This is a genomic window from Micromonospora psammae, assembly GCF_036902725.1.
Lineage (GTDB): Bacteria > Actinomycetota > Actinomycetes > Mycobacteriales > Micromonosporaceae > Micromonospora.
This window is the reverse complement of the sequence record NZ_JBAKHM010000030.1, coordinates 1-14,818: the sequence shown is the minus strand read 5'-3', so window position 1 is coordinate 14,818 and position 14,818 is coordinate 1. Positions and strand designations below refer to the sequence as shown.

The following is a 14,818-nucleotide window of genomic DNA, read 5'->3' as shown; positions in this document are numbered from 1 at the left end:
GCCAGTTCGTCTTGATGGCAACTGGCAGGGATTAATCAAGCTCCGCCAGGCGCCATTCGCCTCAGCAACCGCGGGACGGTCACGTTAGCTCACCCCCTCAACTAGACGGAACTGACGGCAGGCCGGGTACGCCGAGAAGCAGAGTGAGCGTTGAGCGGTCGGAGCTGAGCTGGGACAGCTCGGCGTTGATGAAGTCGGTGAAGAACTCGGCGGGCGACCCGGGGAAAGTCGAGTGGTCCCCGGAGTGCCACTGGTGCAGCCACGGCTCGATCTCGACCAGCCCGGCGAGCAGCGGCAGCAGCCGGTGCGCCGGCCACGCCTCCTGCGTCTTCCGGTCGAGGTAGACGGTGGCGAGCGCCTGCGCCTGCGCGAGATGGTCCCACCCGGCCCAACCGAGCAGTTCGCTGCCGTCGCTGTTCCGCCCCGCCTGCGGGTACGAGATGAAGCGCTCCTTCGGCACGTCGAGCTTGCCGCGTGCCCGCCAGTACGACGGCCGGACGAAGTCCGCCGAGGCGTACTTCGGCGGCACCTCGATCTCGACCTTCTCCCCCGCGTCCTCCCGGCGCTGCAACGCCCAGGTCCGCTCCCACTGCGCCCGCTTGCGCAGGCCGGACGGCTTGTAGCGCTGCGCCGGCAGGTACGGCACGTGCTCGTCGGCGATCAGCAGGCCGACGGTCTTGGTCAGGTCGTAGTTGTCGTGCCCGACCCACAGGTCCAGCACCGCCCGGAAGTCCTGGTCATGGCCGACCCGGTCGGCGAGCTGCGCCACCGACAGCGGCGTCGGCTGCCCACCCCACAGCTCCGGCGCCTCCAACCGATCGAGCAGCCAGTCCCGCAGTGCGACCGACTGCATCTTCTCCCACCCGTCGGTGGACCAGCGCCGCTTGCACTCCGGCCGCTCGATCAACCCGATGTGCCGGTTGGCGGCGATGGTGGCGATCCGCCGCTCAACCAGGGAGCGGTACTCGGCCGGCCAGTGCGCCTGCGGCCGGTCGATCGGCTTGGAACCGTGCCGGTTGAACCACTCGGTCTGCGCCCCGCTGGTATGCAGGACGATCTCGAAGGCCCGCTCCCCCAACGCCAGCTCCGGCGGGTTGGCGCAGGTCAGGTCCTCGTCGATCAGCCCGTAGAGCCGGTAGACCTCCCAGTCCAACTCCTCCTGCAACGCGATCATCCGCGCCCGCACCGAGTGGTACTCCGCCTCGGCCTCCGCGAGCCGCTGCCGGGTAGGCACCCCCGAGGCAGCAACCGCCGCCGGGCTCAAGCTGGCAAGCCGCTGCGCCAGCCCATCCAGTTCCCGCGCCCGCCCCAACGGGCGCCCCTCTGGAAGCGGGAAACGCTCGACGTTCGACGCGTTAAACGCAAAGCGCTCCATCCAGTCTTCAGGCTGAATGCCTCGCCCAATCCCACTACCGCCCTTAGGAAAGCACGACTGCTTGAGCCAAAAGCAGGCAGTTGAACTGTTAAGGATGCCCAGCAATCGCAGATGATCTTTTTCTGTCGCACCCTCCGGCAATTTCATCACGGGGGCAGTACGATTAAAGATTTTTCCCCCCCGATCCAGCACAAAATGATTATGCGTTGCCACCTCACCCATGCCGATTCCGAGGGGGACAAGGAATCGTTCCGGATGCCAGCGACTCCACTCAAACCACGTAAGGCCGATTTCCTCGTGCGTTCCGCCCGGCTCGCGCCGATTCCCCAACAAGCTAGCAGTAAGCCATAGAATTCGCCGGAGAGGCTCTATCCGCAAGGACGCGCGGAGTTGGGAATCGTAGGGAAACAGCGCCTCCGTCTCTGGGTCGATGATCCAATCTCGAACAGTTTCCCCCGCGACAAGCGAAACGACCGATGAGCCCACCAGGCCGAATCTCTTCCAAGTGCCGACCGGGGCGAAATAACTATCATCCATTCCGGTATGCGTTACTCGCCCTATGGCGGTGACCAAGTCACCGACTTTCACCTGCGCCACACGTTCGAGCTGCTCCATAAGCCCCGCAGCGCCACCGCCGCTCAAGCTCCATGGATGAGTGTCGAGGTAATCGCGGGGCAGGTCTGCAACGCTTACCCAATCAGACTCTGAGCCTGGATGCTGAATTTGTTCGACAATTGCTTTCCACACCTTGCCTTCGGCAGGACTGGCCGGCGCCGAGGGTTCTCCCCTGACACCCAGTACGCTGCGCAGGCTGAGTGAGCGCCTACGCTTGTTCGCCCGACCAACCAATACCACCGTCGGCGTCCCGTGACCGGGGATATAGGCGCCAGAGGTGTCGATCACCTCCGTCAACTCGACCTCGTGCGCGAAGTAGTCGTTAATCAGCTTCTTGCCGAATTCGCGCTTCATGAATGCGTTACCGGTAATTTGACCAACGTGGCCTGCGCCCTCGCCGTCCTCGTCCGAGCGCTTCGCCAAGTCGAAGAAGCGCTTGGCGAACGGCACGGTCAGCGCGTATTGCCGGTGGCATACCGTCGGATAGATGCTGCGGTAGAGTTGGCTGCGAGTGCCGTCGGCAACTGTGATGTAGGGCGGGTTGCCGACCACCACTGTGTACTGGTTTTCGGCCAGGTAGTCCTTGAGCAGGTCGGCGTCTTCGCTCTCGTACGCGAAGACATCCTTGCCCTCGATGGCGGCCAGCAGGTCACCCTGCGCCCGGGAGCTGAACGCCCCCCACGGCAGCAGCGAGTCGCCGGTCGCCACCCGGACCGGGAAGGCCGGCGTCCGTTCCAGCTTGGTCAGTCCGCACACCTTCATTGCGGCGATCAGCAGTCGGAACCGGGCGATCGCCACCGCGAACGGGTTGACGTCGACGCCGGTCACCTGACCGAGCGCCCGCTCCGCGAGGATCCGCACATCGGTCCCCGGCTCCCGGTCTTGCCACTTGCCCACCAGCCGGTGGAACGCGCCGAGCAGGAAGTGGCCGGACCCGCACGTCGGGTCGATGACGCTGGTCGCGGCGAGGCCGAACTCCTTGACCGCCGGCTCGAAGGTCCGGTCGAGGATGAATTCCTCGACGAACTCCGGCGTCTGCAGCAGCGCGTACGTCTTTTTCGCGTGCGTCGACAGGTCCTGGTAGAGGTCGCCCAGGAAGCGGGTGTTCAGGTCGTCGCGGCGCAGCGACTCCTGGCCGGCCCCGCGCCGGAAGAAGTCGCTCAGCTCTTCGGCGGCCGGGCCGGAGATGTCGAACCGCCAGGCGGGGTTGTGCTGGTCGAAGATCTTGCCGGTGGCCTTGAGGCCGCGCAGGTAGCCGAACGCCTCCCGCAGCCAGTGCCGGTCGTTGTGCCGGGGGTTGGCGATCAGGTACGCCTGCCGGTGCTGCACCGCCCGCTCGGCCGGCGCGGCCGGATCAGCGCCGCCGATCCAGAGCTTCTCGACCAGCTCGTTGTCCTCGCAGAACCGGACGAACACGCAGCCAAGCACCCAGGCCACCGCCGCCTGGTCGAGCACGTCGTCGAGCCAGGTCTCGAAGCTGCCGCCAACCCGCTCGGCGGCCTTCGCCTGGTCGTACTCCTGGCGCAGCTCCGCCCGCAGGACCGGCGCCTCCGCGACCTGCCCGCGCAGATCCTCCACCAGGGTCTTGACCTGCGCCTGAAGCGCCTTCAGCTCGATCACCGGGCGATTCTACGGCCGGCCCGCTCAACCGCGTTGTCCGGCGAGACCTGATGCGGTAGGGGCGCGTGCGGTTGTCCGGTCAGCTTCCGCCCCAGGAACTCCAGCGTCAGCGCCCACACGAAGGCCCGTTGCTCGTTGTTCGCCGCCGCGCCGTGCCCACCTTCGACGTTCTCGTAGTAGCACACGTCGTGGCCGTGCTCGCGCAGCCGAGCCACCATCTTCCGGGCGTGCCCCGGATGCACCCGGTCGTCCCGGGTCGAGGTGATGAGCAGGACCGGCGGGTACGGCCGCCCGCCGCGGACATTGTGGTACGGCGAGTACTCCCGCAGGTAGGCCCAGTCGGCCTCCCGGTCCGGGTCGCCGTACTCGGCCATCCACGAGGCCCCGGCCAGCAGCCGGTGGTATCGCCGCATGTCCAGCACCGGCACGCTTGCGACGACAGCCCCGAAGAGCGCGGGGTAGCGGGTCAGCATCACCCCCATCAGCAGCCCGCCGTTGCTGCCGCCCTCGATGCCGAGCCGCTCCGGCGTGGTGATCCCGCGCGTCACCAGGTCGGCCGCCACCGCCGCGAAGTCCTCGTACGCCCGGGGCCGGTTCTCCCGCATCGCGGCGCGGTGCCACTCGGGGCCGTACTCCCCGCCGCCCCGGATATTCGCCACCACGTAGCTGCCACCCCGGGCCAGCCAGCCCCGCCCGATGATTCCGCTGTAGTGCGGGGTCAGGGAGACCTCGTAGCCGCCGTACCCGGTGAGCAGCGTGGGCCCGCCGGCCGCGCTCGGGTCTCCCACCACGTAGTACGGCACTCGCGTGCCGTCGGCCGAGGTGGCGAAGAACTGGCGTACCACCAGGCCGTCCGGGTCGAAGAACGCCGGCTCCCGTTTGAGCGTCTCGACCGCGCCGCCGACCTGGCCCAGCCGCAGCGTCGCCGGTTGGAGGAACCCTTCGGAGGCGAGCAGGTAGGCGTCGTTGTGGTCCGGGTCGGTCTTCACGATCCGGCTGTGGTCGAACTCCGGCACGCCCGCGAGCGGCTCCCGTCGCCAACCCGTCTCGCCGGGCGTCAACACCTCCAGCCGGCACCGCACGTCGGCCAGCGTGGCCAGGATCAGGTGGTTGCGGGTCCAGAGGTAGTCGCTCAGCGCCGTGCGGGCGTCGGGCCGGAACAGCACCACCAGTTCCCGCCCGCTGGCCAGGAACGCGTCGAACCGGGCCGCCAGCAAGGCGCCCGCCGGATGGGTCACCCCGCCGACCGTCCACGGCGAGCGCAGCCGGATCAGCAGCCACTCCCGGTGCACGTTCCACTGGGCGTCCTCCGGCACGGCGATCCGGATCCGCTCGCCCGCCTCGGTCAGCAGGTAGTTCTCACTGCGGTAGAAGTCCAGGCTGCGGCCCACGAAGTCGCGCTCGAAGCCGGGCGTCGGGTCATGCGAGGCGTAGACGGCGACATCGTCCGCGCTCCCCTCGTGGACGACGTCGGCCGCGGACAGCGGCGTGCCCCGACGCCACCGCTTGGCGAGGCGTGGGTACCCGGAGGAGGTCAGCGAACCGGGCCCGAAGTCGGTGCCGACGTAGATGTGGTCCGCGTCGATCCAGCAGACGCCGGTCTTCGCCTCGGGCAGCGTGAAGCCGTCCTCGACGAAGGCCCGGCGGACCAGGTCGAACTCGCGCACCACGACCGCGTCGGCGCCGCCCCGGGACAGGCTGATCAGGCAGCGCTGGTAGCCAGGGCGGAGCACCGTCACCTCCTGCCAGACCCAGTTCTCGCCCTCCTCGGCGGCGAGCGCGTCGACGTCGAGCAGCACGTCCCACTCCGGCTCAGGCCGCCGGTACTGGTCGAGCGTCGTCCGCCGCCAGACCCCCCGCGGGTGCGTCGCGTCGGTCCAGAAGTTGTAGTAGAAGCCGTCTCCACGCCATCCCGGGTAGGGGATGCGGTCCTCGGCATCGAGCACCGCCCGGATTTCGGTCCGCAGGGCGGCGAACGAATCGCTTCTGGTCAGCGTGGGCAGGGTCTCCGCATTGCGGTCCCGCACCCACCCGGCGGCGTCCGCGCCATCAAGTTCTTCCAGCCAGAGGTACGGGTCATCGCCCTCATCGATCAACCTCGCCACCTTCGCCACTATCCCTGACGAGTGACCACCATCCACGCACTGTCGGCATGCCGACTGAGCGGGTGCGACGTGGAAGACGGACGGCCATCGAGAGGCCCCTTCCGCAGTACGGCTCAGTCCAGCTCTGCGGCACAGACCGCCGGGTCGAAGATCGAGTTGCGGATCGCCGCCAGCAGTGGGGCGGAGGGTGGGTGGTCGGGGTTGACGTGGCGACCGAGCACGACGATCGCGACACGCTCGGCGCCCGCCTGCTTCAAGGCGTAGGCGAGCGACTGGGCACGCGCACCGGTGGTCCACGTGTCGTCGATGACGAGCGCCCGAACCGGTTCTCTCCGGTCCGGCAACTCAGCCGCGAACCAGTCCATCTGGAACTGGCGTTCGCCAGCGCCGTACCGAGGGTCGGCGACGGCGGTTATCCGAGGCAGGCCGACCCGCTGAGCGCAGAGAGCGTCAAGGGGGTGCCGGCCCGGACGTCCCTGAGTGCTCGGAACGGTGACGACATGGGTCGGCTCGCCCTCCAGCCGGCTGGCAAGGCAGGCGCGATGATCGCGCAGGAAGAGCAGCAGGAGGGCCAGGAGATTCCAGCCGGCCTGGGCCGGCGGACGAATTCCCTTGTAGGCCCGAAGGTTGTGGTGATGCTGACCGGTCCGAGGCGAGTAGGAGATCGGAACAACAAGGTCCGCAAGGGCGCCGCGCGACCTGGTGTGGTGCGTCTGGCAGGGGAAGCAGAGCGGATAGCCCGCTGTGCGAACACCCCGACATGTCGGGCAGATCCACGAATATGCCGGCAGGGGATTGCTCAGATAGTTGCGCTGGAGCTCGACGTACTGGCGGATGACGCCCCAGGAGTCAGAGTGTGACGAGGTCAGGAAAGCCCTCCATACCCGTTCCGGTCGGCATCCGACCAAGGATGCCGTCGACAACGTTGAGGAGTTCGCTCATGCCGCGCACCACGTGAACTCCAGGGTTGTCGGCGAACGACCGCGCCCACTCGTGTTGCATCACCTGATTGGTCAGCACAACCGGGCGGCCGTGCTGGAGTGCAAGGCGTGCCTGGATCCGAGCGCCACTCTTCGCTCCGGCCTCGACCACCACCGTGGCCGCCGCGTATCCACTCATCACGGCGTTGCGCATGGGGAAGCTCTGCTTTGTGGGTGGCGCGTCCGGCCAGAACTGGCTCAGTACGAGTCCCACGTCCGCGATGTGGTCCTGAAGGCGGCGATTAGTGGCCGGGTAGTACCGGCGGATGCCGGTACCGATCACCGCCACCGTCCGACCACCCGCCTCCAGGGCCGCCTCATGCGCCGCCGTGTCGATCCCCTTGGCCAGGCCGCTGACCACGGTGACTCCCTGCCGCGCCAGCGAGGTGGCGGCGGCCTTCGCGATCCGGACACCGTCGGCAGAAGCCTCGCGGCTGCCAACCACGGCGATCGCGCGGGAGTCAGGAACCAGTGCCCCCCGGGCGAAGAGAACCGGAGGCATTTCCCGAATGGCCCGAAGCTGCTGGGGATAATCATCATCGAAGAAGGCACGGACGATGATCCCGTGGGACTGCCACGCCTCGATCTCGGCGAGAGCCGCTTCGATCAGAGCGTCAGCCGAGCCCTCGTCCGCGAACAGTCCGTCCGCTTCAACGATCGCACGGCGGAGGACGCTCGACGCGCTGCCCACGTCCTGGATGTCAAGGGCGATCTCGGACCAGCTCACGCTCGTCCGACGCAGCAGCGCGACCAGGGCCGCTCGCTCCGCCACCGACTTCTCCACACGGATGATCGTAGGGCCTGCTGCGACGAGAGGCCGCCGGCGCCCCAGCCAGCCGGGCTTCACGTCACGTCGTCCTCTCATCAGCCGACCACTCATCGACCGAACATATGTTCGGACAGTGAGGCCGTCAAGGGCGACTCTCTGACTTCGCCCACCTGGCGCACAGGTCGTCCGCCATCACACGGCCCTCCCCGGCAGCAAACCGGCCGCCTCGATCCAGTCATTGGCGAGCCACAGCGACTGACTCGCCGGTGAGGTCAGCGGCAGCTGCACCCCGTCCAGCACCGCCGGCTCGGGACGCCGCGCCGGCACCAGCAGCAGCCGGGCCGCCGGCCGGGGCCGGGTCGGGTCGGCCAACTCCTGGAGCAGCCCGAGCTGCCCGTACCGGGCCAGCGGCGCCGCCTCGGTGATCAGCGCCGGCCCGTCGGCGGCGGCGATCGCCTCGCTGACCGCCGGGACCACCTGGTGCCGGACCAGGTCCACCAGGCTGCGGAAGTCGGCGTCCAGCGGCGAGCCGTTGTCGGCCGCCATAATCGCCTCCCAGGGGAAGCCCAGCGCGCGCAGCCGGTCCAGCAGGATCGCCGTGACGTCCACCTCGGTCAGCGGCAGCCGGGCCAGCAGCGCCCGCCGGGCCGGGCCGAGGCGGCGCAGCGGCGCCAGCACCGCGAGGAAGGCCCGCCGCTCGATGGCCGAGGCGAGTTTCTCTGCCACCTCGTCGGCGGCGGTGAGCCCGAGCAGCGGCATGTGGGTGCTCGCCATCCGGGTACCGGTCACCGACGCCGCCGTGGTCGCCGGCCCGTACACCCGGTCGTTCGAGTGCCAGGTCAGTGGCACCTCGGCCGCCGCGAGCAGGTCATTCAGCTTGGGCCGGTTCGGCACCCTCTCGGCCCGCGGGAAGCGGCTGTGCACCCGGTCACGGATCTGGTCTTCGCTGAGCCGCTGGCCGATCAGGCTGCCCATCGACAACCGCAGCGCGCGCTCCGCCGGCAGCCCCACCGGGTAGAGCTGCCCCTGCGCGTTGACGTCGACCCGGTCGCTGCTGCCGGCCGCCGCGAGCTGCAACAGCCGCAGGTCGGCCAGGGCCGGCATCCCGGTCGGCGCGGGCAGCCGGCGCAGCTCCTCGACGGCTCGTTGCCTGGTCGGCAGGGGGTCGGCGGCGGCCAGCTCGGCGGCCCGGCCGCCCAGCTCCACCACGTACCCGAGGAAGTCGGCGGCGGTGACGTCGGACGCCGGATCGTCCGGTTCCCGGCCGACCAGGACGGTACCGGAGGTGCGGAACCGGTGGATGGCCACCCGGGCGTCCCCACCGGTGCTCAGCTCGGCCTCGACGGCGGCGCGGACCAGCCCGACCGCCTGCGGCAGCCGCTTCGGCATCGTCGTGTAGGAGCCCCGGGCGGCGATCAGCGCCTGGGCCAGCTCCTCGGCGGACATCACCGCGCCGCGGGCGTCGAGCAGCGCCACGATCTCGTTGCGCACCGCCTCCAGCGCCGGCACTCCCAGCCACGTCCTGGCCTGGGCGTTGAGCAGCTTGGAAATCTGCGGCTGACTCCGGCCGGTGGCCCGGGCTGCCTCACTCTGCGCCGGCCAGCACAGGAACGTGCCGTCGTCGGTGGGTGTCTGCCCGAGCAGGACGGCCAGCGTCCGGTGGTTACGGGAGGTCGCGGCGGGCAGCAGGGTCGCGCAGAGTGCTTCCACGCCCTGCGCCTGCGGCTGTTCCTCAGCGGCCGGCTCGCTGCCGTCGGGCAGCACGGCGCGCAGCGCTCGCGCCTGGGCGAGGATCTCCTTGCGGGTGGCGTCCGGCACGCCCTTGGCCCGGGTCAGTGCCGACGGTTCGGCGTCCAGCAGCTCGCCGACGGTGTGCATGCCGAGCCGCTCCAGCGCCGAGCGGGCCCGGGCGGTCAGCTCGGTGACCTCCAGCGGCGACTCACGGGTCAGCCCCACCACCGCCGGCACCGGGCCGACCGGAGTCACGGCCGGCTGCGGGACCTGCTGGAAGATGGCCCGCCAGGCGTCGGTCATCTCGTCGACCGTGTCGAACCGGGCCGCCGCGTCCCGCGCCAGCGCCCGTCCGAAGAACTCCACCAGCCGGTCGGCGACCGCCGGGTCGAACGCCGCCGGATCGAGGGCGACCTCGTCGCTGACGGCGGCCGGGTTCGCGTTGTCGCCCCACCGGGGCAGGATGCCCGTCGCCATCTCGTAGAGGACGACCGCCGCTGCGAAACGCTCGGCCGCCGCGTCGTAGCGCAGCCGGCGCGGCGGCCCGAGGAACGGGTCGAGGTAGCCGACGGTGCCCGCGCCGAGCTGGTCCGCCGGCGCGGAGGAGAGCGAGAAGTCGAAGACGCACAGGTGCGGCTGCTTGTCCTTCGGCCTCGGCCGGGCCGCCAGGTTGGCCGGCTTCAGGTCACGGTGCCAGACACCCTGGCCGTCGAGGTAGTTGACGATGTCGAGCAGGTCCCGCCCGTACCGCTCCAGCAGGTCCAGCGCGAGCCGGCCACCGCGCAACTCCTCGGCCAGGGTCCGCTGCCCGGCGCTCTCCATCAGCAGGGCGGTCCGGCCGCCGACCCGCACCGGGCCGTCCACCAGCGCGGCCACCTGGGGGTGCTTCAACTGCGCGAGGGTATGCGCCTCCGCGGTCAGCCGTTCCTCGTGCTGCTCGTCGCGGGCCACCTTCAACACCAGCTCGCGGGACTCCCCGTCCCGGGTGACCAGCAGGGCGACGGCCGTAGCACCCGAGCCGAGCCGGTCCTTCACCTCCAGGCCACCGTCGAGCAGGTCGCCCCGGTGAGCCGAGAGCGGATCGGCCACCGGTTCCGGCTCCGGAGCGGTCAGTTCGTCCCAGACCTTCTCCAGATCCTGGTGGAACCGGGAGACGCTGGGTAGCCGGTGCGCCGGATCGCCACGGGTCGCGTCGTAGACCAGGGTGACCAGGGTGTGCGGCATGCCGTCAACCGCCGCGTCCACGTGCAGGCCGCTGTCCCGGACCGCGCTGACCAGTTCCTCCGGCGTGGCGGCCGGCGCCGACCCGGCGAAGATCCGGTACGCCAGCGCGCCGAGGGAGAACACGTCGAGCTGGTGGCCGGGCAGGCGGGCGGCGTTCTCCGCCTCCGGCGCCTGGTAGCGGCGCACCTCGTCGTCGAAGAACAGCTCCAGGCTGGCCGGATCGCTCGACGGGCCGAGTCGGGTGAGCTGGGTGGTGCCCGCCAGTCGCCCGCCGGTCTGCCAGTCGGTTACCACCAGCGTCGGGCGCGGCCCATCCGGGTCACCGACGTAGATCGCGCGCGGCGACAGCGCGCGGTGGGCCAGCCGGCGGGAGTGCGCGTAGTCGATGATCTCGGCGAGGTCCTGCACCAGGTGCAACCGCTGGGCCAGGGTCAGCGAGTCACCTCGGCGCAGCAGCCACTGGTCGAGGCGTACCCAGTCCGGCTGGTGGTCGAAGATGACCGCGGGGCCCCAGGCGTGCTCGACCAGGTCGTGCGCCCGGGCCACGCCCGGGTGGTGGATGCCCTGCAACAGGCGGAACTCCCGCTCCGCCGCCTTGCGGATCGCCGGCACCTCGTGCTCGGCCGCCCGGCTGGTCAGGTAGAACCGCACCCGGCGCACCAGCGAGGTGTCCAGCGCATGTCCGGCGAGGAAGTCCTGCCAGCCGAGCCCCTCGGCGAACGGCTTCGGGTGCAGCAGCAGCTGGCCGACCTTGCGGTCCGCCACCGACGGCCGGATCTTGGCGCCGCGCACCAGGTCGACGATCTGTCGCCCGCGCGCCTCGTCCACCCGGTGCCCAGGGTTACGAGGCGGAGTCCGCAGCAGCTCCTTCAGGCCGGGCAGCCCCGAATCGTGCCCCTCCAGCCCGTAGACGTGCTGGCCACCGATGACGTCCAGACTCGCCCGCATTGCGCGGGCATGCATGAACACCGCTGCGCCGACGTAGGGCGCCTGCCCCTCGCGGCCGTTCTGGCGGGCGTAGTACCGGATCAGGCTCGCCAGCCGCTTGGCCTTCCGATTGGCCAGGATGTACGGGTTGTCCTCCGGGATGAGCCGGGAGTTGGGTGCCCGGCGCATCCACTGGATCCCGTCGCCACGGATCTCGCCCTGCCAGTGCTTCAGCTCCAGCACGTAGAGCCCGCTGGGGGTCAGCACCAGGGCGTCGACCTCGTTGATCGAGCCGTCGGCACCGACGAACTCGACGTTCGCCCAGACGTGGTACGGGTCGGCATCGGGCAGGTAGCTGGCCAACTCGCGCAGCCCGTCCTGTTCCCAGGTGTAGGAGCTGGGGTTGATCTGCTCCCAGCGCGGCGAATCCTCACGCATGCACTGGCTCCCTCAACCTTCAGACGGACTCTGGCACCATACCTGCCCTATTAAAAGCTGCTCCCTTCCGAGGAACATCCCAGCATCCGCCGGGCAGTGCCAGCGGCCATTAGGCGGGATGGGCGTGGGCCAGGCGGGCGTAGACGATGACGTTGTCGCGGTAGTGCTGCGTGGCGTCGTCGAACTCACCGCCGCAGGTGATCAGGCGCAGCGCCGCGTGGTCGGTCGCACCATAGACCTCGTCGGTGGGAAAGCGGTCCTTGGGATGCTGCTGCACCTTCGTGACGGTGAACATGGCGGTGCTGCCGTCCGCGCGTGCGACCGAAATAGCGTCACCGGCGCGCATCGTGCCCAGCTCGAAGAACACGCCCCGCTTGCCCTTCCAGTTGACGTGCCCGGCGAGCACGGCCGGACCGAGCGCGCCGGGCGGCGGTGCCTTGGTGAACCAGCCGACCTCGGTGGCGCTGTCGGGCACCTGCATCGACCCGTCGGCCTGCAGGCCCAGCGGGATGGTCGCCGAGGCGACCTTCAGCGACGGAATCGACACCCGCACCGGAGGTGAGCTGGCCATCAGCGGTCCCCACGTCAACTCCCCCGGCCGCTGCGCCGCGGCTGCCGGTGGGCCCGCGGCGGGCGCTGCCGCACCGGTCGAGGGCCGCGGTGAATTCGACTCACGGTCGTTCAGCGCCGCTGCGCCGGTGACGACCGCGGTGAGGATGAGAATGCCGGCCACCGCCAGGAGCGTCAGACGCCCCCGACGGTGGCCAGCCGGCACAACGGTGTCACCGGTGTCCATCGCAATGCCCCGGCTCAGCGCTGGCCGGCGAGCCGGCGACGCGCGGCGAAGGCCCCGGCGGCGCCGAGCAGCGCGAAAGCACCGACGCCGAACAGGGTCATCGACGGCGAGTCGGAGGTGCTGCCGTCGCCGGTGTCCACGCCGCCCGCAGGAACCGATCCGGCAGCGGCGCCGCTGACCATCCCGCACGTCGCGGGGTCAGTGGCCTCGGCGGGGATGCCGTTGACACCGATCGACTTGGCGAAGGTCGACTCGCCGAGGGCTTCCATGTCGTACTTGCCGTTATCGTTGGCGTCGATGCCGTGCTGCACCAGGTGCAGGTCCTTCAGGTGCTCGATCGTGCCGGCGGGCAGCTCTGCGGCGGGGATGGTGCGCTGGTAGGTGAGGTTGCCCTGGGCGTCGGCCTTCGGCATGCGGTCCACCGCCAGCCCGCTGGCCTTGGTGGTGTCACCGGTGGTGGTCAGGGAGATGAAGATGTCGCCGTACATCTTCAGGCCCTCCTCGGTGCTGACGAAGCCGGTGCCGTTGGCGTCAGCGGACTTGTCCGGGCAGTGGAAGTCCATGCCGTTGGCCGCGCCGTGGACGTGCTGCGCGTGCGGGGAGTTCGGGGTCATCCCCTTCGACCGGATCATGATCTTCAGATCGCCGCCGCTGGTGGCGGTCAACGTCGCTGTGCCGGTCGCGCCGGTTTCGTTGAGGTCCTGCAGCGTAACCTGCACGCTCTCGTCGGCGTGCGCGACGCCCGGGAAGGCGAGAACGAGCGCGGCGGCGGGCAGGGCGAGCAGAGCTCGGGACAATCTCACAACGCATCTCCCATTCGCTGGCCCCGGCAGGAGCGCCGGGGTGTCGTCGTAGGGGATTCGGCGCCGCAGCCGGCGCGGATGGGCCAGACAGCCGCCTTTCTCGGCGAGGATCAGTCAGTGGTACGGAAGCTCGCGGCGGCGAGGCGCGCGGTGGGCTCACCCTCGGACCAGCCGGTGTCCGCGGTGACCCAGGTCAGCTCGTGCGCTCCGCCCGGCTTGGTGCCGTTGACCAGCAGCCTGCGGGCGTGCTGACGCTGCCCGGCCGGGTCCTGCCAGGTGAACTCCCACTCGGCCGCCCCGCCGGGGCGGATCACCGGCCCGATACTGACCTTCCCGTAGCCGGGCAACGCGCCGGCCCGCACGAGCCGGTCCGCCTCGGCCCGCCAGAAGCCGCTCGGGTCCCGCTGCGCGGTGCGGGAAACGTCGACGGCCAGCACGCGCTCGCGGCCGGGATCGGACAGGCAGACCACGTCACCGTCGGTGAAGCGCACCCACCCCTCGGGCAACCCGAGGGTGAACCCTGCCTCGTCGCTGTGCGAAACCAGCCAGGCGGCAGCACGGCGGGCCCCTCTGGGTCGGCGGGCGCGGACGACACCGGCGTCCGCCTCGCCACCTCCGACGTCAGACAGGGCACAGCGGGCACCTGCGGGGCGGGCGCGACCCTCGCCGTAGGCTCAGCCTCACTGCCGGCCCCACGCCCGGACGGGCCAACCGCGTCGTAGAGGCCACCGAGGCTCGCACGGACGCCCATTGCGCTCGCCCCAAACACCCCGGCCAGCGCAACCACCGCGACAGCGAACGTCGCAGCGGATCGTCGCCCGGTGCGGTCTCGGCGCACCGTCCGCGGCTGCACGCCAGTGACTGCTGCAGGCCTACCGGGATCGCCTACGGAGGTGGGATTCAGACAATCGGGTAGGCGAGCGGGCGCGGCGGCTAACCTCGGGCGGGGCGTCCTGGCCGGTGGGGCGGGCACGGTGGTGATGACGGCCTTCCAGAAAATCATCGAGATGCCGGCAACCGGACGAGGGGACAGCTTCGCTCCGGCGGATTTCGCCGAGCGGATCCTTCCCGTGCATCCCCAGAGCGCGCCAGGACGCATACGGCTCAACTACGTGACCCATTTTTGCCTGGGAGGCATGTGGGGCACCGCCTATGGCATCGCCGCCTCGGCCGGGCTGCGCGGGCAGAAGGCGGTCAACACGGTGTTCGCCGTCGTCTACACCGGCGACGTCCTGCTGAACACGGTCTTGGGGCTCTACGAGCCAAGGCAGTGGTCTGCCCGGGAGTGGGCCATCGACGTGATCGACAAATACGTGCAGGCGCAAGCCACCGGATTCATCTTCGACCGTTTCCTGGACCCCGCCGGTAACTCCTAAGAACTCCTAACGAAATGATGTTGGGCCGTCACCCCGGGACGTGAGGATCGTTCTGTCTG

At 70.0% G+C, this 14,818-nt stretch carries 9 protein-coding genes; 1 reads left to right on the top strand and 8 read right to left on the bottom strand.

Annotated features, from left to right (window positions below):
* Positions 1-97 precede the first annotated feature (97 nt).
* The 8 genes from pglX to V6U79_RS26325 form a co-directional block, all read right to left on the bottom strand.
* Positions 98-3,610: a BREX-2 system adenine-specific DNA-methyltransferase PglX gene (gene pglX, locus V6U79_RS26360; protein WP_334616223.1), complete on the bottom strand. Its 3,513-nt coding sequence runs from the start codon at positions 3,608-3,610 to the stop codon at positions 98-100.
* Positions 3,607-5,715 carry a prolyl oligopeptidase family serine peptidase gene (locus V6U79_RS26355; protein WP_334616222.1) on the bottom strand — a complete coding sequence of 703 codons (2,109 nt, stop codon included), beginning with the start codon at positions 5,713-5,715 and terminating at the stop codon, positions 3,607-3,609. Before V6U79_RS26355 ends, pglX begins: the two co-directional genes overlap by 4 nt.
* Positions 5,716-5,828: 113 nt before the next feature.
* Positions 5,829-6,080, bottom strand: coding sequence for a hypothetical protein (locus V6U79_RS26350; protein ID WP_334616220.1), 252 nt, complete (start codon positions 6,078-6,080; stop codon positions 5,829-5,831).
* Between the two features lie 484 nt (positions 6,081-6,564).
* Entirely contained in the window at positions 6,565-7,479 is a 915-nt protein-coding gene (locus V6U79_RS26345; protein WP_334616219.1) for a DNA-processing protein DprA, read from the bottom strand.
* 177 nt (positions 7,480-7,656) lie between these two features.
* A complete protein-coding gene (gene pglW, locus V6U79_RS26340) occupies positions 7,657-11,784 on the bottom strand; it encodes a BREX system serine/threonine kinase PglW (protein WP_334616218.1) in 4,128 nt (1,375 codons plus the stop codon).
* Positions 11,785-11,893: 109 nt separating this feature from the next.
* Positions 11,894-12,580 carry a class F sortase gene (locus tag V6U79_RS26335; RefSeq protein ID WP_334616217.1) on the bottom strand — a complete coding sequence of 229 codons (687 nt, stop codon included), beginning with the start codon at positions 12,578-12,580 and terminating at the stop codon, positions 11,894-11,896.
* Between the two features lie 14 nt (positions 12,581-12,594).
* Positions 12,595-13,383, bottom strand: coding sequence for a GVDTG sorting domain-containing protein (locus tag V6U79_RS26330; RefSeq protein ID WP_334616216.1), 789 nt, complete (start codon positions 13,381-13,383; stop codon positions 12,595-12,597).
* 110 nt (positions 13,384-13,493) lie between these two features.
* Positions 13,494-13,928, bottom strand: coding sequence for a serine/threonine kinase C-terminal domain-containing protein (locus V6U79_RS26325; RefSeq protein WP_503629766.1), 435 nt, complete (start codon positions 13,926-13,928; stop codon positions 13,494-13,496).
* A 435-nt stretch (positions 13,929-14,363) separates the two neighbouring features.
* Between V6U79_RS26325 and V6U79_RS26320 the strand changes: the two genes are divergently transcribed.
* Positions 14,364-14,759, top strand: coding sequence for a hypothetical protein (locus V6U79_RS26320; RefSeq protein ID WP_334616214.1), 396 nt, complete (start codon positions 14,364-14,366; stop codon positions 14,757-14,759).
* Positions 14,760-14,818 lie beyond the last annotated feature (59 nt).